The organism is Moritella sp. 5 (assembly GCF_018219455.1).
Lineage (GTDB): Bacteria > Pseudomonadota > Gammaproteobacteria > Enterobacterales > Moritellaceae > Moritella.
Map to the genome: position 1 here is coordinate 3,369,634 of NZ_CP056122.1, position 19,343 is coordinate 3,388,976.

A 19,343-nucleotide genomic window follows, 5' to 3' on the forward strand; every position below is an offset into this window, starting at 1 on the left:
CCCTACTTAATATCTATACAGACGGTATAATTACGCTAAAATACAATCCTAATGACCTTGGCTTTAAATCGTGCTTGCAGAAACAGCAAGCATGCTTCAGATAAGAGTAAACATGCTTTCAGATAAGAGTAAACAAGCTATTCGTGATGTTTATCAGAACATCCGCGATTCACTGCCTGACTTTGCAGTCCGTAAATCACAAAATATCCTTGTGGCTGAAATGGCAAAAACCCTCGCCGGTAATTTTGATAAAAATCGTCGTTTAATTATAGCCGAAGCAGGTACAGGTACAGGTAAATCATTAGCTTATTTGATTGCAGGGATCCCACTCGCCACCGAAGCGAAAAAGACCCTAGTCATTTCAACAGCCACCATTGCACTACAAGAGCAGCTTTTGCACAAAGAACTGCCTTTCTTTCGCCGTCAATCAGGGCTTAAATTTGAGTTTGCCTTGGTGAAAGGTCGTCAGCGTTATTGCTGTGAACAAAAGCTTGCCATGCTTTCGCAAGCTGATGACCAAATAGAACTACTTGCTGACTTAGCCACAGTTCCTAAAAAACGCGATTTACAGCTTATCAAGCGCATGTTTACGGCTTACGCAGCAGGTAAATGGAAAGGCGATATCGACAGTTGGCCCACCCAGATCCCCGGCGATATTTGGCAATTAATTGTTTCAGACCGTCACAGTTGCAGTAAATCATTTAGCGCACACCGTAATTGCCCTTTTCATAAAGCACGTGAAGCCTTGGACCAATGTGACGTGCTCATTGTAAATCACGCCTTATTATTAGCTGATTTAGAGCTTGGTGGCGGCATTATTCTACCAAAACCAGAAGACTGTTATTACGTACTGGATGAAGCCCATCATTTACCACGCATTACCCGTGATTTCTCGTCAGCGCATGCTTCGGTACTCGGCGCAAAAGCCTGGTTACAGACCATGGCGGTATCAATGCGCCAACTCACGCAAACTATCGCGTCAAGCGAGATATCCGATCCGGTCACAAAACTGCTCAGTTCAATCAATACTATCAGTAAAGAACTCACCAAGGTCCACAGTTTAATGTCCGCTAACGATCGCCAATTTAGTGATGATTCTTGGCGCTTTGCTGATGGTGAACTACCAGAATCGTTAGAAGAACTGGCAGCAAACATGAATCATGAAACCAAACGTGGCGTTAGCCAAACAGCAAAGATTGTTGATATTCTTGCCGAACAAGTAAAACAAGATCAGTTGCCACAAGTTAAAGCAAATAAACTCATTGCCGAAGTGGGTTTTTACCTGCAACGCATCGAGAATCTACATCAAGTGTGGAACATGTTGATTAAAGAAACAAAAGGCACACCACTGGCAAAATGGGTAGAGAAAAGTGGCACTCGCCAAGACGACCATATCTTTGCAGCTAGCTTGATTGATGTTGACAGTAAACTAGAACACATGTTGTGGTCGCAATGTGGCGCTGCGATCTTGACCTCAGCAACATTAACCTCACTCGGCAACTTTAATTATTTCCGCCGCCAAGTCGGTTTATTAAATGATGAATCAGCGCAGCACCTGCAACTCGACTCACCGTTTGAGTTTGAACAAGCAGAGCTATATATACCTAATTTAGCACTAGCACCAAATGAACAGGGTTTCACTGAGTTATTAGCAGAAAAACTCCCAAGTTTACTGCCGGACAAAAAAGCATCTTTGGTGTTGTTTAGTTCGTACCGACAAATGAATCAAGTCGCTGAAATGATTCGTAGTACAACAAAATTAGAACTATTGGTACAAAAAGAAAGTTCACGTGCCGAACAATTACAAAAACATGCAGAAAACGTGAAAGCAAATAAAACCAGCATCTTATTTGGAACCAGTAGCTTATCTGAGGGTCTTGATCTACCTGGGGATTTACTCACAAATTTAATTATCACTAAAATCCCATTCTCAGTGCCGACCTCCCCTGTTGAAGAAGCGCAATCGGAATGGATCACTAAATCTGGTGGAAATCCATTCATGCAGGTCTCAGTTCCCGAAGCCAGTAAAAAATTGATCCAATCTTGTGGTCGATTACTGAGAAAAGAGAAAGATTCTGGTAGAATCACGCTACTTGATCGGCGAGTTGTTAGTAAACGCTATGGACCAGCATTGCTTAATTCGCTTCCCCCTTATAAAAGAAATATAGAGTTTTGATGTTAGAACTTGGTTTAGAACCTTCGGTTTTTATAATTTTATGCAGCGTTGCGCTGGTTGCTGGTTTCATTGACGCTATTGCTGGCGGTGGTGGTTTATTAACAGTACCCGCATTACTCAGTGCAGGCCTACCACCACACCTTGCATTAGGTACCAATAAATTGGCTGCCAGTTTTGGTTCATGCGCTGCAGCAATAACCTTCTATAAGAAGCGTTTATTTAATCCCAAATTTTGGTGGCGATCATTTCTGTTTACAGCCACCGGAGCTATATGTGGTACCTTCGTAGTTAACGTCATCAGCACCGCTTGGCTAGAGAAATTATTACCCGTCATTATTATCTTTACTGCTATCTATTCTATCTTTAGCAAAACCCAAGAACACACAGGTGAAACCTTACCTGATGACAACCCTGCACTACATAAAAAACAGGGCTTACAAGGGTGTATTATCGGCTTTTATGATGGTGTCGCAGGCCCAGGTACCGGTGCATTTTGGACTGTATCAACAATGGCGCTGTATAAACTTAATATCCTGTTTGCCTCTGGTGTTGCTAAAGCAATGAACTTTACCAGTAACTTCACCTCGCTACTGACCTTTATTTACCTTGGCCACATCAATTGGTACCTGGGTTTAAGCATGGGGTTATCAATTATGGTTGGTGCGATCATTGGTGCACATACAGCTATTCATTTTGGGGCTAAGTTCATTCGCCCATTATTCATTACTGTCGTTATTATTATTGCCTTTAAGCTGGCTTATCAAGCATGGCTACAATAACCCGTCAGCAACAACAGCTCAACCAACTCACCCAACGTATTAAACAGTTGAGTGAGTTGAGTAAGCAAGTCAACTCGAGTCACACAACGACCATCAATTATAAATTACGCGATCGCGCCTTGTTCTACCCTGGCTTATTTATCGGTAACAGCCACGATATTCAGCAATACATGGCTGAATTAGAAAAGAGTATGACGCGTTTACAACACTATTTTGATAAGAGTGTTGATAAACAGGCAACCAACACAAAGCAGCCAAGCTCATCGCCAGAAAATACATTATCTATAGAGGACGTGTTATTAGAAAAAGTAGCACATCAATTTAGAGCTATTAATGGCGTATTACGACAGTGTCATTTTAGGCGTGGAGAAGTCAAAGATGAGCAAACAAATTATGCTGTTATTGCGAAGAAGTTATTGCAGAAATCACACTATTTATATCAAAAATTAGCGCAACAAATAGAGTATGAACGCCGTTTGCAAGCAATGATAGATCAACAAACCGATCCACTTCAATTACAACAAACGAGGCAAAGGTTACAACGTTGTCAGGCTGCAACAGCAAAAGTCCGCCAACAGTTACAACGCTATGAACAAAAGAAAGATCTTATGTAATAACAATTTCGTTACCAATTAAAAATCTTAATATGCAATATATAACTAAAATAAGTAAGGATTCTTTATTATGTCGCTAGAAAACGCGCCAAAACATATAAAACTTGCCGTTGACCTCATCCAACTACTTGAAGAAAGCCAACTACCGACAGAAACAGTGATCAAAGCATTGGCAATCGTACAACAAGATTTTCAACGTAAACTTGGAACTGAAACAACAAACAACGTTAGTTAATTAGTCACTCATTAGTGAGTAAGACCAATAAGCAGTAATTGTTATCAGACAAAGTTCCAATCTATTTTGCAATTGTAACGGCGTAGTCCCCTGTTACTAATTCTTCCACAAAGCTCGACGGATTACTTTTATTACAAAGTAAATATACCTGCTGACGAGCCCGTGTTAATGCCACATAAAATAACCGGCGCTCTTCTGCATCAGGAAAACCAGACACATCAGGCTGTAATATCATCGCAAAGGGGTGGCGGGATTTATGACAAGGAAAGCCATGCTCGCCTGCTTCCATCGCTAACACTACTACATTATCGGCTTCTTGCCCTTTCGAACTATGCACCGTCATGGCTTTGATGGCTAACTGAGGGTATTGCGTGGATAACACTGTCAGCGTCTTATTATCCGGTAATTGAAAATTAAATCGAGCGAGCAATAACACTGATTTTTGCTTGCCTTCGCCTTTAACACTCGCCGCTATTTGCTTTAATTTTTTTTCTAACAGTAACCTTGCTGCATCATCATTTTTTTTATTTTCGCTACGCTTATTGTCACTAACCTGATAGTAATTAACCTGTATACAGGCTTTTTTTGCTTTGCTATATGTTGTTATTTTCTTATTCATTTGCTCTGTGTTTACCATCACAAAGCCGCTCGCAACAGCACTAATCTGGTCATTAAAGCGGAACGTAGTATCGAGTGGTAATGTACTCGTCATACCAAAATAATCACTGAAGCGTGTTGTAACCGCGATATCACTGCCTGCAAATTGATAAATAGCCTGCCAATCATCACCAACACAGAATAATTTACTATCATCATGTTGCGTCTGTAACAGCCTGACTAGGCTCGCTCGTGCTTGAGATATATCTTGAAATTCATCGACAAGAATATGCAGCCAAGGTGAACTAAACTGCCCATTACTCACATAATCACTTGCCTTGGTGATCATCTCATCAAAATCAATCTCATTATTTTCCGCTAAATTCGTCTGATAGTGTTCAAGTAATATAACGACGACTTCATGTGTTAATGCCGCAAAATCACTATCAGGTAACGCACTTAACCTTTTTTCAGCGCGCTCTGTGCGGGTATTTTTATACTGCATCGTTAATTCGACAAGTTGGGTTAGCAGTTTTTTATACCCACCTTTTCCTGCTAATAATCGCGTAACTTCTTGTTCATGTTTTTCACTCGGTAACTTGCCTAACCAAGCCACATAGGCATAACAATATTCACTAAACAATGCATTAAAGCCAGCATCCATCAGCAACGTCGCGATGGCCTGCTTAAAAAATTGTTGTTTCGCATTATCACTGCTCGCTAGCTTACTGATTTTCGGCTTATTCGTTTCAACTTGCTTGATAATATCTAACGCTAAGGCATGAAATGTTTTTACTGTGATCCTCGCGTTTGGAAGTCGCTCTTTTAAACGTATTTTCATTTCTTGTGCTGCGTCTTTTGCAAACGCCAATATTAAGATCGTATCAGCCGTAGCTTGCTGTGACTCTAATAAATACGCACAGCGCCCTAACATGACACTGGTTTTACCACACCCAGCGCCCGCTAATACCAAGTTAGCATCATTAGCGACAATACAGGCATCGCGTTGCTTCTCGGTAAGAGGGTGTGTTTCAAGCCTATCAAATAGGGTTTTATAGTTTTGTTTTTGCTTGTTCATTACAGCTTGATTATATTTATCTAAATTTTCGACCTGACTTTGCTGCCAAAAACGTAAATGTGCTAAGGGTAATTTAAGAGCCGCTGGGATCTTATTAATTTGCGGTAATATTTCAAACCAATCAGCCCAAGGTAATAACCATGTCTGTAAAGCCAACCATTTTGAATGGGAAATATAGCCCTGCTCAATCACTTGTGTGAGCTGTTGATACAGTTCGAGGATCTCGGCTTCTTTCCCCTCTAATGCACGAAAATACAACTCATCAATTAACCCTGTAACCTCAGCCTTATCAATACCATTTAAACGAACACGCTGACTTTCCCAATTAAGTACTAAGGTATCAAAAAATGAACCACGGAAATGCTTTAGTTTAGGTTCAAACGTAGTCCAAGGATAGTGATAGGTTTGTTGCCGTTTAGTGGTAAACACAGCACCCTCGGGACAAAACGATAATGTACGGCAATTTGCACCAAATAACTGAGCAAAAGTAGAAAAAGAATAATCAGGCAATGCAGATGAACTCGATAAAAAATAATAGAGAAAACATAGCACAATCATTGGTATTATTTAATACGTAGACTTAACTTTATCGGAAATTTTCAACTTTCTTAACCAGCCTTGCTAAGATCGGCCGCCGCCAATTTTTCAGATAGGATCTTAGCTAGCGCCACGTTCATCGACAATAAAATATATAAAGGCCAAGTAAAGCTCTGAGTCAAAAAGGTACCAGCCACACAAAACGCAACTAACCCAGCAAAAATACCATCATTACAGGTTACAATCGTATTACGTTCACTCACAACTAACACACGACTACTCACTTCTGTCCGCCATAATTGTCTAAATATCACAATAATAAGTGCAATGAACAGCGCTAGACCTACAAATCCAGTTTCACCTAAAACCTGAAACCACGTACTGTGTACCGCGTGGTTTTTTCCATCCCAGAAAGGACTAAACAAGTAATAATTAAGGTAAAAATTATTTACCCCAACCCCTGTCAGTGGGTTTTCTACCGCCATCTCCCATGATGCGATCCACGCATAAATCCGCCCCATGGTTGATTCATCAATTCCTTTTTCTACCGCACCTCCAGACGTACGACCTGAAATACCCGCCATCACCAGTAAGATAGGTAGTAATAGTGCACCACCCGCTAATACATATATTTTATTCTTAATTCGCTTAACAGCAAAATACCCAGTCACCGCCATGATCCCCATCAGCCCACCACGACTTTGCGTAGCAATAATCGCCCAAAATAAAATAACGTAAGCCATTGCTAGTAATACCCGATGCAATTTACCAATATTAGATTGCAACAGATTTGATAAAGTAAAAGACATGGGGAACAGAAGTACTAACGCTAAGTCATTAGGATCACCAATTAATGAGCCAAATTCCCGTGAAATTGTCACTCGTGTACCTTCAACTAGACCAATACCTTGTAGCTTATTATTAATCGCTTTGAGCCCTACAACAGCCCCTGCCCCCACGTATAAATAAGTCGCAATACGAAAATGGTAAATAGTACGAACCAACCAGCAGATCGCAATTGTCATTACCCAAACTTTAATGATTACATCAGAAAAAAGCGTAAATGCAGCCTGACGGTTATACGCAAATGCGATACCAAATGCAGCCCACCCCAGAAACAAGCATACAAATGTCAGCTCTGTTGACCAATAAACCTTAATTCGATTAGTCAAATAGATATGCCAACCTAAAACAAAAAATGACATGAGAGAAAACGCCAGCGGAATACGCAACGGGATCAGTACCGGAAAGGCTTCGTGTATACGAAAATAAGAAAAAATAACAAAGGTAATTACAATATAAAATGGGATCTTCAGTAAGCTAATCAAAAACATTGGCGTAACAAGAAATACCACAGGCACTAACCAGTTTTTAGTCTGATACCACAATAGGCCAGTAACAAGGGTTAGCATGAAGCTTAAAAATATTTGTAAACGCGGATTAACCGTATGCAGATCTATCATTAAACATCCCTGCTTATTGACCTCATTGTCTAAGTAAAGCAGGGATATAAAAAAGTGAAGTTAACAAAGTATAAAAATATGGTTTTTTGGAGCCGATTAGATCAGAACAATTGGTTTACATACGAGAATACGACTGAATCAGAGCTTCACTTCAACTGTTATAGTCTAATATTCGATATAGTTATTGTTAACTTGGTTATATATTTAATGTCAAATAAAATACCGCTTGGTTTATCTAAAAGTCGAATATACTTAACTACTTCTATTTTTTTAATTTTAACATATTATATTTACATCATTGTAGATACTGCATCTTTAGGTAAAACTTTAAATTATTCTAATATAAAGTATATAATTGGGGTTCTACTTAAAGCTAGCATTAGCACTCTCTTCATTTTGATTTTATCTTCAACTTTCAAATTTAAATACCTAAACTTATTATTATTTATCATTGTCAGTATCATTTCATCAGCTATTCTATTTGTTAAAATTCAATATGGTAGCTTTGAACTTGGTAGTTATATCAGTATAATGGAAACAAATACGAAAGAAACTATAGAGCTATTTCATTCTATTGATATCCCATTCATTGTGTTTTTTCAATTAATTATAACTCCGTTTATTTTATTTAGACTGAATCAATACCTAGGCGGTTTTAAAGTAAATTTAGTTCTTATTCTGGCCCTAATTTTATTAATTGGTTTATCCTCATCACAAGCCAAGAATAATTCAATATTTTCAGTGTCTCTAACGGGAGAGGTTGTACTGGTCCCTATGAGTAGAGCCTATTACATTTTATTTAATATGCCTTTATTAAAGCCAATTGCCCTATCACAATCCTATTCAAAGTTGAAAAAAATTGAAAACACTCCGATCAAAGCAGAATGGGAAGATATCATAGTTTCAAATTCATCCAATAAGAAAAATTATGTCGTTATTATTGGTGAATCAGTGCAAAAATCATCTCTATTCTCATATGGATACCATCGAAATACGACTAAACCTCTAAAAGAAACAAATGGTATGACGTTAATTTCAGATCCAATTGCGCCAGCCCCCCAAACTGGCATGGCCTTAAGTAGAATTTTAGCCATCAATGATAAGCTAAATATTAATAACAACTTGAACATTATCGACTTAGCAAATCTTTCTGGTTTTAATACATTCTGGTTTTCTAATCAAGGTCAGATTGGGATATACGATAGCCCCATCACTAATATTGCGAAAAGGACAGATTTAACCATATTTCATAATAAGAGTTATGAACAAGCAAATTCTGATTTCGTTTTAATCGAAGATTTAGAAGCGCATTTAGATGGTAATTCAAATAATGTATACTTTCTTCATATGATTGGTTCTCATTTCGATTTTTGTGAAAGAACAAAAAACGCAATCAAATTAGAAGATGCTTATAGAGAGCAATTGAAAGATGAGCAAAACTGTTATGATGATACTATCCTAAACACCAGCATTTTTATAAATAAAGTAGTTTCTCTGCTCGAATCTACCTCTTTAGATTATGAAATCATATATTTTTCAGATCACGGACTCGTGGATATAGAAAGAAAACCCTATAAATCTCATGGTGTGGGGAGTTTATTTCAAAGAAAAGCACTTGAAGTACCACTTATATTTATCTCAAGTAGCAAGACCAGCAGTGACATGCAAAATACAACATATTTCATGAGAGATTTCCCACACACTTTCGCAGAATGGTTAGGCGTTACAGCAACACAAATTGATTATACTAAATCAGTTTTCCACCCAAGAATAAAGCAAGAAAAATATGCCTTGAATGACTCTTCAGAAATAATATACTTTACCAAATAGAGATATCTAAACATAGCGTGTCTAGGCAACGAAATTATATCGTTCGCACGCTATCTCATCATATCGTTGTCGATTTATTGTTTTAATAAACGGTGTAATTTATTATTGACCTTCAACAAAAACACCGAATAAAGCGACGCGATTGTCAAAAACAATAAACACAATACTATGGTTATTAATTCGTTGTTGATCCCACGGGCCATGCTTTCCCAGGGCGTTCTTAAGAATCCATTAACCAAAAATAGCGGCATCGAGATCGTGCCAAAAAACATGCATATTTTGAATACTAAACTGCCCTCTTTAATGTTTTTCAATATGAAGCTAAAAATAAAGAGCAAGATAATACAAAAAAAGAAATGACTCACTAAGAAGGCATACTCATTAAAATTGCCAGCGGCAAATGCTAAAATTGACACGCCAAACAACCAATTTGGTAAGTTAACTGGCTTATCCTGCGCTAAATAAATCCCTAAACACAATACTGGCATGTGGCCAATAACGGTAATAAAAACACTGACATTGCTATATAGATAACCGTTAGTCAGCAACGAAATAGCGATACAGACTAAGCTTATAGCGATTAAAAATATATTTCCAAATCGTTTGAACATCGCCAATATAAATGGAAATACTAAATAAAATTGAAAAATAAACGATAAAAACCACCAAGGGCCAACTAACGATAAACCTTGATATGGATAAAAGTTATATAGCAGAGATAATTTAAAAATAAGTGGTTTTGAAAGAGGGATTAACCATTCGGTAAACCCCATACCCTTATAAACAACATTAAAGGTGAACATAAAAATAAAATATGAAACGATTGCGAGTAAAAACATCGGATAAATTTTCACAAGGCGACTGATAATAAATTTTATATATAGCAGCTTATTTTCATTTTTCGCGTACTTTTTCATTAAGCCATAAGCACTTAAAAAGATAAATATCTGCACCCCAAAATGGCCAAAGTAACTAAATAGTGCGCGAATAATACCAGCGGGCTCAGTTAATAAAATATCAAATAAATTGAACACTTTGCCCGACGTAAATTCCATTTCATTTTCGCTAGGGGTAGGAAAACGATGCATGAAATTATGAATAGCAATCATTAAGATACCCAAACCTTTTAAGATATTCGAATCTACCTTAGTCATGCCATTCCAAATCATATATTTATTCCTTTTATAATATAACGAGTCGAATTATATTTTTAACTATAAAACCACAATCATAAACCATACAAAGGCAGCAAGGCAGAGGCTCACAAATACTGCTGCAGAGCCTATATCTTTAGCGCGACCACTTAACTCGTGGTATTCGCAGCCAATGCGATCAACAGTGCTTTCAACCGCAGAATTCAATAACTCAACAATCAACACTAATACTAGGGTTCCAACCAATAAAATTTTCTCGACATTAGTCACATCTAACATAAAAGCGATAGGCGTAAATATCAGTAATAATAGTAATTCCTGTCTTACCCCAGACTCATATTTGAACGCTGCACGGAGCCCCTTCATCGAATAACCAGTCGCTTTAAATATTCGCTTAAAACCGGTATAACCAGGTTTTCCGCTTTGGTGATTTATAGGGGGGGATTGCTTCATGAATATCCTGAATAAAATAAGTTAAATAATTGGGATAGGATACAGCAGCTATAGAAAATTGGCCATTAGCTTAGGACACTCTGGTATTGATCCATATCGCTTAGTCTGATTAATCATTGCACTATATTAAAATGATAGATCATTTATGTTGTTAGAACATATTAAATATACTTTTAGCTAAATAGAAACTTCGTAATACTTGTTACCAATAGAAATATCGTGGTGGCTATCAATTAAAAGGATGTTACAAACAGGGGCTAAGTTGGGGGGAGAGCCTGCTCTAGACAGGCTTAATATTAAATTAATTTGTATCAGCGGCATCAAATACCAGTTTATATACTAGCCAGTAATGCCTATTTACTCTCAATCGCCAGTGGTATTTCTTCTAACATCATGGTGCCTTTCGTGACACCATCTGCCAGTTTTAAATATTCACGGGTAAAAATAGGGCGGAATTTATCGGCGTCCATCGCCATATAATTGTTTAATTGGCGGTATAGGGTATAGACAAAATTATCACCCGTCGCGGCACGTTCCGCAGGGCTCTTACGCTTAAATTTAAATAAGCGTTCATAGGCTTTATCGTGATCGGAGTGGCCCATTAATACGATAGACTCACGCATAATCATATCCGCAACCACAGGTAAACTAGGCGGAAAGTCATAAGGTAAACCATTGCTGCGGCGCAGTGTTGGGATCTGCTCTGCGACCTTGATAACCGCTTCAGGCGCATATTTAGAAAATGTCAGCTTCCAGATATTAAATTGTGCCGAATCGTAATCATAATTAAATGACGGAAAACTACTTGCAAGCATGGTGTACATAGTTGCAATAGCTTCGGTTTGTGGCTGAGTTAAATTAATTGTTTGTTCCATACACCCTACTATCAAAATTTAGTGTTTTAAGATCCATATAGGCACTATCACTATATTAATACATTAATCATCGTCACTATCAATAAAGCCCGGATCGATGAATTGTGGTGGCAATGTTTTTAATGGCGCTGGCGTTACCGTGCGTTCATTCATCTGTGGTCGTGATTGTCCGCCGTTTTGCGCGGTCATGCCAACCGTCAACTTACTAATGCCCATATCAGCTAAGGCTTTGTTTAAGTTACTGTCTTTACGACTTGCTTTCGATACATCTTGTTTGCCATTCAGGGCTAATGATATCAGGCTATGCACACTCGTATCATCTTTGAATAATAATCCAAACGCAAAGTTAACAGATTGATAATAAGGGTCTACTTGTGCACCATCAATCGCTAATTTAAGATCGGCTTCGGTAAAGACTTCCAAACGTAATATGAGTCTGTCACGTTGCTCTGCGGTCATGCGTAAATTAATGCCGACAGCCGTTTGCGTGCGTTCAAGCCAATAACTAAAGATCCGTAACGCGGGAGAATCAGCTTGGCTCACTTCCATACTATCAGCTAAACTAATCAGGCTCTCAATGTTACCGGAGTTAGTAAAAATATCATTAAAGTTACGGCCTTTGTTTACTAAATCACGGCGGTGTTCGACGCCATCAACAGCACGCTTAAGTTCGGTAATAGAATGCAACATTAGCAAACTATGCAGTTTCTCAAAATGCGCTTGTTTTGGTGCAATATATTGCGACATCTGTAAGCGTTTAGAACTAAACCAATAGTCATAAACTTGCTTAATGTCCGCCATCTTTTGTGGGTCTTGCCTAATCTGATGATAGCTCGGCATAAACCCACTTTGATTCTGGATATGACGAACACCTTGACGGCTTAGCGTTGGCTGAAAAGGCTGACGCGCTGCAGAGGACGGATTACTCACAGACTGAATACTGGATGGTGCATTCACTCGATTCACTGCTGACACATCTTTAATATGTTGTAATTCAGAGCTATCAAGCTCATACCAATCAAAGGCAGAGTTACGGCTATTAAGTTGAATACAGAGCACCTTGATATGCTCGATAGTAAAACCTTGACGCATAAATTCATCACAGCGCACACGGAATTTACCGTTATTAAAGTTCAAGCGTTTCTGAGAGTACTCAGCCACCAAATCAAATACTTGCTGGAAATATTGTAGACTTAGATCAGGCGCAGATACAGGCACTTCAACTTGTTCTTTAAAGTCTTCATACATAATGGCGTTGTTGATGTACAAACCAGTATCATCTTGCTGAAGATAGTTTTTATTAATCAGTTCAGTAATGCTATGCTGTTTATCTGATTGCAATGAGAAACGCGAAAAATCCGCAATGCGATCTTTATTCTTTTTGCATAACATCCATACTAATAAGCGAAATGCAGCATCAGAAAGTGATGATGATTGCGCGATATGATCGGGCACGATAAAGTATGTGCTCTCCATTTTTCTATTCATAACTGTTTAACACCACAATGCCATATTTAATTACAACTGAGCAATACGCTAATCTAAAGTCTACCATAGAAGACTTACTTGCACCTTTTGATTCCTTTGCTTTTTCAGACTTTGTTACTGTGAACCCTGTACCAGCGCTGACAGTAAAAAAAGCAGACCAACTGGTGACTGCTCAAGGTTATGAAATTACATTAGATCTTTTGGAACAAAGTGACGAGCGATATATTATCGAAGCGTATTATGATATCACTGATAACAAAAATATCTATGCAATAAATGAATACGCACAACCAATCAACTTATTAAAAAATCCGGGGTTTACCCGTATTTGTAGTATCTGTAATACCACGACTAATCGCAGTCAGGGTCTTATCTTCAGTCATCCGCAGCAAGGTGATTTTTGTGCACATCTAAGCTGTGTAAAAAAACGCCTGCCCGAACTAATGCCATTTGTTAATTATTTACAAAAACTACCCGCGTTAATTAGTCATCTCGATCAACTGCAAAGCAGTGTCTTTAGCCAAGTTTATTCATCCGGTGCCCCACTACGCTTATATTTAGCGATTGTTGAAGATGAAATTCGCCAACACGGCTTTGTCAGTAAACAGGATGCAATCCAATTCCATCATAACTTTAATCACGCAACTTATAAAAAAGCAGCCCAACGCTATCAAAAATCAGCTTATCCTAAAGACCTCAGTTTTGAGTTTGTTGAAAAAGCAATTTTGTATACCAAACAAATGAAATCCACCAGCTTAAACGACAAGTTAAAACAACTGTGTGGACAAAGTGTACTGGCAGAAAATGAACTGGCAACAGCCACTTTAATTATTTCGAACTATATCGTGAATAACCAAGGTTTGTTAAGCCATCAATCACCATTAGCAACCGACAAAAAACTCGCATTACATAATGATGGTAGCAATATTAGTGAGGCATTACGCTTAAAAGGCAAGCTAGGTGATTATGTACGTTGCCGTATTACGGTAAATAGCTGTAAATACCAAATCGTCACCAAACGCTACGATATACGCGGTAAAGATGATACCGGCCGTGTGGTTCAGTTCAATCACAGCCAAGCAGTTACTGAAAAGTCATACATTTATATTAGTGGCTTTATTTCTAAGTTTTATCAAAATCAATACGGCTATACGGTCTCTGTATTGAAAGGGGTTAAACTGTTATCTGCTTAGCGTTACCACAAGGACAGCGACAACGTCGTCATAATGCAAGCTACCGCCATGGACTACAATCCACTACACCGCTAATAACGGTGCAGGAAAAGCAATCCAATGACAAGACGATAGCCGCATTATCAAATAACGAAAGCAGGGATGAATTTTAGCTCAACATTAATCGCCACCAAATCCCAGGTAAACTGGTGAATCCGGTGGTGAACCATTTAACCTCACCATCTTTCACAATTAAGATGGTTGGGGTGACCTTCACATTCCAATCACGACCCAAGTCATAGTTTTCATCATTCACTACATCAAAATCATACTCATGATGCTGTAAGTATTTCTTCACCCTTATCTCTTCACCAGAACTTAAGGCGACAGTCACCACCGGATAGAATTCCGATAATGTCTCAACCGCAGGGCTAACAAAACGACACACAGGACACCAGGTTGCCCAAAAATAAACAACCACAGCTTGATCTTTACTTAACTCGGCAAGGTCAACCTGTTCTCCAGCCAATGTCATCCCAGCTAATGCTGGAATGTTATGTTTCGGAAACTCTTTCCCACGCCATACATCCACAGCCGCAGTAATAACAAGGGCTAACAATAGAAATATCACTAATTGCTTAGTCCAACCAAGTAGCCGTTGTTTCATTTATTTGCTTCCTTTGATGATGAATTAATATCAACACTACTTCTTACGTTGTGCCTCTAGTGCACGTTTCACTTGCTGTTTAAGCTTCTCGTAAGGCACAAGACCACCGACAATTTGATCAGCAAAGATAAGACCCGGTGTTCCAGTTAATCCAAACTCACGCATCAAGTTCATACTACCATTAATTGTAGTTTCAACACTCGCACCCGTATTATCTACCCATTCATCAGTGCCCGTTAGTTTACCTACTTTCTCAATAGCATCACTGTCTAAACGGCTCGGACGTGACATTAATTTTTTGTGTAACTCATCGAATTTTGCAGGTTCTTTTTCCCAAACAGTTAATGCTAGCTCAGCTGCTTCTTTAGAGCTTGGACCTAAGATTGGCACAAATTTATAGACAACACGTACTTCTGGAAATTCTTCGACTAATCGATCTAATATTGGCTCAATTTTTTTGCAGTAAGAGCAGTTGAAGTCAGTAAAGTAAGCAATGGTTAGCTTAGGATTTTCAGCGCCCATCCACGGATCCATTTTATTATTAAACAAGGCTGCATGATTATCACCTAAGCTTTGATCTTGTTGCGCTTTAACTTTTTTCTGTTCGTGAGCCTGTAGCGCAATAATTGCTTCTTTTAAGATTTCAGGATTATTCACCAAGGTTTCTTTTACCATTTGGTTAAACTTATCTTGTTGTACAGCCGTCATATCTATTTGTTCTGGTGCTGCCCACGCCATTTGCGTCGCTAAAATAGCGGCTGAGATAGTGGTAGAAAGTGTTAATAATTTCGTTTTCATTGTTATTCCTATTTATTAAATTTGTTTCTGTATTTATTTTACGAATCGTCATACCCCACGCATATACGCAGGGCAGAAATTAATTATTATTCGCCGCTCGCTTGCTTAATTGCATTCATCACAGCATCGCCACTTAAAATGACCGGCAGTGGTATACCGTTTGGCGCCCTAGGACCATAAACAATATTGAATGGCACACCAAAACGACCGTTACTTTGTAAGTAACCCGTCACGTTTTCAGATCTTACCGTCCAATCACCTTCCATAGTTACTACATTGTCTGTTTGCAGTTTGCTATAAACTGGATCTTGTAATACGACACCTATCTTATTCGCCTTACACGTAATACACCAATCCGCAGTGACATTCACAAATACCGTTTTACCTTCTTTGACTTGCTCATCGATACGTACAGTATCAAGATTTTGCCACACTAAGTCATCCGGTAAACCGTTTGACCACTTGCTCGTTGTTAACGACGCAGCTAACATACCACCGCTACCAAGCAACAAACCAACACTAACGCTGATAAGTACTGCGCGTTTACCTTTAAGTTTTATCATAAAACCAATAAATACCAAGCTAACAATGCTAAACAGGCCATAAATAGCAAGTGTAGGTAAGAAACTAGACAGCAAAGTCACTAGCCATAAACAAGTCAGCATTAATAAACCAGCAAAAACAGTTTTCACCGTTCCCATCCAGCCGCCAGGCCTAGGCAATAGACTGACAAGACTTGGGAAAGTTGCAACTAACAACCACGGCAGAGCCATACCAATGGCTAAAGCAGTAAAGATAACAAATAAACTTAACGTATCAGCACCCAGTGCATAAGCAACCGCGGTACCCAAAAATGGTGCGCTACAAGGCGTTGCGAGTAACGTAGCGAACATACCCTGCAAGAAATACCCACGATTACTGTCATCACCCGCGGTGGCTAATTTCGTTTGTAAGTTTGACGATAAACTAAACTCAAATGCCCCTAACATGTTTAATGAGAATACAGCGGTGATAATAACCATAACCGCAATAAACCAGGGACTTTGGAATTGAATCCCCCAACCGATAGCCTGACCCGATACTTTTAATGTAAAAATGAAGGCCGCAAGTAACCAGAACGACACGATAATACCAGCCGCAGAAGCAAGAAATTGTTGCCTTATTTTACCTTTCTCGACACTTGGCGCATCAATAATAGTGCTCAATTTCATGCCCAGAACCGGTAATACACACGGCATGATATTGAGGATTAAACCACCTAATAAAGCAAACAGTACTATTCCCATTAGAGACTGACCTGCGATAGTGACATGTCCCGCAATAACAGGCGTCGAAAACTCTAACGCTTGAGCTGAAGTGATGACGGTTAAGTTTAACGTTTTATCGATTAATTCAACGTCACCCAACCAATTACTGGCGTCGAATAGCGCAATTAAATGATCAGCTGACTCTTCAACCCTCTTTAGTTTAAAGGCCGTGTCTAAGTCTCCATCAATCAACAATCTCGGTGTTTCTCCCCAGTTATAGCCAGATATTGTCGCTTGTAATTGACTGGTAGCGTGATCCCATACTAATTGAATCGCGTTATTATCATCCACTTTTCTCGGTACTTGAGTGATGCTTTTATTATATAAAAACATCGCGTCAGCATCGGCTTTCAAATTTTGAATATCAACCGACATGTTAATATTATAATCAGTTAATACGCAAATATTAGTACACGAAGATAAGGTTAATTTACCCGCCAATACCAATGGTTTATTCATGTCTTCGAACTGTAACTGCATTGGAAAGCTGACCGCATCGGTATACCCATAAGTCTCTAACCCAAGCAATGAAAAGTGTTTTGGTACTGGCCACTGCCAATCACTGTCAACAAGGTTTTTCGACTCTTGCCAATCAATGCTTGGTGCGATACCACCTTCACCTGGTGAACGCCAGTAGGTTTTCCAGTCATCAGCAAGCTTTACTTCAAGTACAGCGGGCACTGTATTATTGGTTTTATCCACTTGCCCTGTCAGCGTAAAGCGTAACTGAATTGGTGGGTGTGATGGGTCTTGTAACCAGCCTGTTGTTTGTGCAGAAATATTCGCGGATATAAATAGTAAACAACTCACAAATAAGGTTTTTATTGTCTTCAAATCATGTCTCCAAAAAGCAATTAAAGTCATCTCGCAGATGCTTCAATACCAATTGTATTTAATGGGGCGTCGATAAAAATAATTATTCTTTTGTATACCCAAGCTATAAACATCAATTAAATACGCTTTAATATAAAACGGTAATTAAATTTTGTATTTTAAGCTATCGCAGAGGTATATAAATAAATATTACTCTTCGAATTTACACAAAATAAGGTGACGGCGTCGAGAAGGGACAAATGTATTTGCTAGATAAGTAAAGTTGAGTGGCTGACGCGTAAAATAATGACTGAATAGGATGATCATTAAAATGACCATGACTAGCTCGTCCATATGCGTACTGGATTTTTGTAATAATTTCTCAGTCAGTTTACAGACACCGCCACTGTTATCAAGATAACTGGCATCTGTAAGTTCCGTGTTCACCACTGCGCTAAAGTCAGCACTATAATTCACACTTTCATTAGCACGAGTCTGGCTATTTAACTCAGCACTGGTTAATTGAGCACTACTTAACACAGGTTGATTAAATGAATAAGCATTGTTAACCATACAAACAATCAAAAACGCTACTATTAACAGCAGGCTTATATTTGCGTTGTTTGTTGGTTTAGTGATGCGCATACATTCTTACGTTGTCATTAATCATAGGTTTTATTTTTACCGATAATCATAAAATATAACAAGTAAGACTAATTAAAATTACCCTTCTTTACGCAAATACCGCCAATAAACGGCGTAATATAATAAAATGTTGCGATGAATTTCATTAACTGCTGGTGTTTTTGTCATTTTAGCCTAGAATCCCGCCTTCTAATTCATTTCTCTTTATCCAGTGTTGATAACAAAACGTATCGCGATGATTAAGTAGAATGAAAAAGCACAAATAAGATATCCAAGCTAGTCTCAGATAAAGCATCCTAAAGTAGTTTGGGGATATCACCACACTGAATAATCGCTAGGAAATAGACACATGGCAAAAGGTAAAAAGTACGATTTTAATTTGGTACTAGTAGACGGTTCTTGGACTGCTGAAATCGTGAGAAAAATAACATCTAAAAAAACAGTTGTATCAAAAAGCCAAGCGGGTTTTGCTTCAGAAGCAGAAGCACAAGTTTGGGCTGAAACTGAATTAAAAGGTTTTTTACAAAACCAAATCGAACGTAACGCACGTCGTATTCGCCTCGTTTCAGAAAGCGTTGAAGATAATGCAGAAGAAATCGTTGAAGAGTCTGACGAATCAGAAGAAGACGACGCTTAATATCACCCAGATATAAGCAACGCCT

Annotated in this window: 17 protein-coding genes; 7 read left to right on the plus strand and 10 right to left on the minus strand. The window is 38.5% G+C overall.

Annotated features, from left to right (window positions below; translation table 11 throughout):
• The first annotated feature begins 112 nt into the window (after positions 1-112).
• From dinG to rsmS, 4 genes are all read left to right on the plus strand, one after another.
• Complete coding sequence (gene dinG / locus HWV01_RS14980) at positions 113-2,176, plus strand: ATP-dependent DNA helicase DinG (RefSeq protein WP_211672302.1); 2,064 nt, start codon at positions 113-115, stop codon at positions 2,174-2,176.
• On the plus strand, positions 2,176-2,955 hold the full coding sequence (locus HWV01_RS14985; protein WP_211672303.1) for a TSUP family transporter: 780 nt from the start codon (positions 2,176-2,178) through the stop codon (positions 2,953-2,955). Before dinG ends, HWV01_RS14985 begins: the two co-directional genes overlap by 1 nt.
• Positions 2,943-3,569, plus strand: a complete 627-nt coding sequence (gene priC, locus HWV01_RS14990; protein WP_211672304.1) for a primosomal replication protein PriC — start codon at positions 2,943-2,945, stop codon at positions 3,567-3,569. Before HWV01_RS14985 ends, priC begins: the two co-directional genes overlap by 13 nt.
• Positions 3,570-3,639: 70 nt before the next feature.
• Complete coding sequence (gene rsmS / locus HWV01_RS14995; protein ID WP_211672305.1) at positions 3,640-3,804, plus strand: pleiotropic regulatory protein RsmS; 165 nt, start codon at positions 3,640-3,642, stop codon at positions 3,802-3,804.
• 61 nt (positions 3,805-3,865) lie between these two features.
• Here the strand turns inward: rsmS and HWV01_RS15000 are convergent, their stop codons facing one another.
• The gene (locus HWV01_RS15000) at positions 3,866-6,037 is read right to left on the minus strand and encodes a UvrD-helicase domain-containing protein (protein ID WP_211672306.1); all 2,172 of its coding nucleotides are present in this window, start codon (positions 6,035-6,037) and stop codon (positions 3,866-3,868) included.
• Positions 6,038-6,087: 50 nt separating this feature from the next.
• A complete protein-coding gene (locus tag HWV01_RS15005; RefSeq protein WP_211672307.1) occupies positions 6,088-7,479 on the minus strand; it encodes an O-antigen ligase family protein in 1,392 nt (463 codons plus the stop codon).
• A 207-nt stretch (positions 7,480-7,686) separates the two neighbouring features.
• On the opposite strand from HWV01_RS15005, the gene HWV01_RS15010 reads away from it, so the two are divergent.
• Positions 7,687-9,309 carry a phosphoethanolamine transferase gene (locus tag HWV01_RS15010; RefSeq protein WP_211672308.1) on the plus strand — a complete coding sequence of 541 codons (1,623 nt, stop codon included), beginning with the start codon at positions 7,687-7,689 and terminating at the stop codon, positions 9,307-9,309.
• Between the two features lie 74 nt (positions 9,310-9,383).
• Here HWV01_RS15010 and HWV01_RS15015 read toward each other — a convergent pair whose 3' ends face one another.
• From HWV01_RS15015 to HWV01_RS15030, 4 genes are all read right to left on the minus strand, one after another.
• Positions 9,384-10,463 (minus strand): acyltransferase, encoded by a 1,080-nt coding sequence (locus tag HWV01_RS15015; protein ID WP_249185338.1) that lies wholly within the window; start codon positions 10,461-10,463, stop codon positions 9,384-9,386.
• A 60-nt stretch (positions 10,464-10,523) separates the two neighbouring features.
• Complete coding sequence (locus HWV01_RS15020) at positions 10,524-10,916, minus strand: diacylglycerol kinase (protein WP_211672310.1); 393 nt, start codon at positions 10,914-10,916, stop codon at positions 10,524-10,526.
• A gap of 353 nt (positions 10,917-11,269) precedes the next feature.
• On the minus strand, positions 11,270-11,791 hold the full coding sequence (locus tag HWV01_RS15025; RefSeq protein WP_211672311.1) for a hypothetical protein: 522 nt from the start codon (positions 11,789-11,791) through the stop codon (positions 11,270-11,272).
• 63 nt (positions 11,792-11,854) lie between these two features.
• Positions 11,855-13,279 (minus strand): hypothetical protein, encoded by a 1,425-nt coding sequence (locus HWV01_RS15030; RefSeq protein ID WP_249185339.1) that lies wholly within the window; start codon positions 13,277-13,279, stop codon positions 11,855-11,857.
• A 17-nt stretch (positions 13,280-13,296) separates the two neighbouring features.
• Here HWV01_RS15030 and HWV01_RS15035 point away from each other — a divergent pair, with 17 nt between their 5' ends.
• On the plus strand, positions 13,297-14,472 hold the full coding sequence (locus HWV01_RS15035; protein ID WP_211672312.1) for a hypothetical protein: 1,176 nt from the start codon (positions 13,297-13,299) through the stop codon (positions 14,470-14,472).
• A 148-nt stretch (positions 14,473-14,620) separates the two neighbouring features.
• On the opposite strand, the gene HWV01_RS15040 is transcribed toward HWV01_RS15035, so the two are convergent.
• The 4 genes from HWV01_RS15040 to HWV01_RS15055 all read right to left on the minus strand — a co-directional run bounded on the left by HWV01_RS15040 (position 14,621) and on the right by HWV01_RS15055 (position 18,681).
• A complete protein-coding gene (locus HWV01_RS15040; RefSeq protein ID WP_211672313.1) occupies positions 14,621-15,118 on the minus strand; it encodes a protein disulfide oxidoreductase in 498 nt (165 codons plus the stop codon).
• A gap of 36 nt (positions 15,119-15,154) precedes the next feature.
• Positions 15,155-15,916 (minus strand): DsbA family protein, encoded by a 762-nt coding sequence (locus HWV01_RS15045; RefSeq protein WP_211672314.1) that lies wholly within the window; start codon positions 15,914-15,916, stop codon positions 15,155-15,157.
• A gap of 86 nt (positions 15,917-16,002) precedes the next feature.
• Positions 16,003-18,087 (minus strand): protein-disulfide reductase DsbD family protein, encoded by a 2,085-nt coding sequence (locus tag HWV01_RS15050; protein ID WP_371816334.1) that lies wholly within the window; start codon positions 18,085-18,087, stop codon positions 16,003-16,005.
• A 159-nt stretch (positions 18,088-18,246) separates the two neighbouring features.
• Positions 18,247-18,681 (minus strand): hypothetical protein, encoded by a 435-nt coding sequence (locus HWV01_RS15055; protein ID WP_211672316.1) that lies wholly within the window; start codon positions 18,679-18,681, stop codon positions 18,247-18,249.
• 349 nt (positions 18,682-19,030) lie between these two features.
• Here HWV01_RS15055 and HWV01_RS15060 point away from each other — a divergent pair, with 349 nt between their 5' ends.
• Positions 19,031-19,318, plus strand: a complete 288-nt coding sequence (locus HWV01_RS15060; protein ID WP_211672317.1) for a DUF3622 domain-containing protein — start codon at positions 19,031-19,033, stop codon at positions 19,316-19,318.
• The last annotated feature ends 25 nt before the right edge of the window (positions 19,319-19,343 follow it).

Bases quoted from the DNA above. Each gene is read 5' to 3' on its own strand.
- HWV01_RS15015 (WP_249185338.1), bottom strand. From the start codon at position 10,463: ATGACTAAGGTAGATTCGAATATCTTAAAAGGTTTGGGTATCTTAATG.
- HWV01_RS15045 (WP_211672314.1), bottom strand. From the start codon at position 15,916: ATGAAAACGAAATTATTAACACTTTCTACCACTATCTCAGCCGCTATT.
- HWV01_RS15010 (WP_211672308.1), top strand. From the start codon at position 7,687: ATGTCAAATAAAATACCGCTTGGTTTATCTAAAAGTCGAATATACTTA.
- dinG (WP_211672302.1), top strand. From the start codon at position 113: ATGCTTTCAGATAAGAGTAAACAAGCTATTCGTGATGTTTATCAGAAC.
- HWV01_RS15035 (WP_211672312.1), top strand. From the start codon at position 13,297: ATGCCATATTTAATTACAACTGAGCAATACGCTAATCTAAAGTCTACC.
- HWV01_RS15000 (WP_211672306.1), bottom strand. From the start codon at position 6,037: ATGATTGTGCTATGTTTTCTCTATTATTTTTTATCGAGTTCATCTGCA.
- HWV01_RS15060 (WP_211672317.1), top strand. From the start codon at position 19,031: ATGGCAAAAGGTAAAAAGTACGATTTTAATTTGGTACTAGTAGACGGT.
- rsmS (WP_211672305.1), top strand. From the start codon at position 3,640: ATGTCGCTAGAAAACGCGCCAAAACATATAAAACTTGCCGTTGACCTC.
- HWV01_RS15040 (WP_211672313.1), bottom strand. From the start codon at position 15,118: ATGAAACAACGGCTACTTGGTTGGACTAAGCAATTAGTGATATTTCTA.
- HWV01_RS15025 (WP_211672311.1), bottom strand. From the start codon at position 11,791: ATGGAACAAACAATTAATTTAACTCAGCCACAAACCGAAGCTATTGCA.
- HWV01_RS15050 (WP_371816334.1), bottom strand. From the start codon at position 18,087: ATGACTTTAATTGCTTTTTGGAGACATGATTTGAAGACAATAAAAACC.
- HWV01_RS15055 (WP_211672316.1), bottom strand. From the start codon at position 18,681: ATGCGCATCACTAAACCAACAAACAACGCAAATATAAGCCTGCTGTTA.
- HWV01_RS15030 (WP_249185339.1), bottom strand. From the start codon at position 13,279: ATGAATAGAAAAATGGAGAGCACATACTTTATCGTGCCCGATCATATC.
- HWV01_RS15020 (WP_211672310.1), bottom strand. From the start codon at position 10,916: ATGAAGCAATCCCCCCCTATAAATCACCAAAGCGGAAAACCTGGTTAT.
- HWV01_RS14985 (WP_211672303.1), top strand. From the start codon at position 2,176: ATGTTAGAACTTGGTTTAGAACCTTCGGTTTTTATAATTTTATGCAGC.
- priC (WP_211672304.1), top strand. From the start codon at position 2,943: ATGGCTACAATAACCCGTCAGCAACAACAGCTCAACCAACTCACCCAA.
- HWV01_RS15005 (WP_211672307.1), bottom strand. From the start codon at position 7,479: ATGATAGATCTGCATACGGTTAATCCGCGTTTACAAATATTTTTAAGC.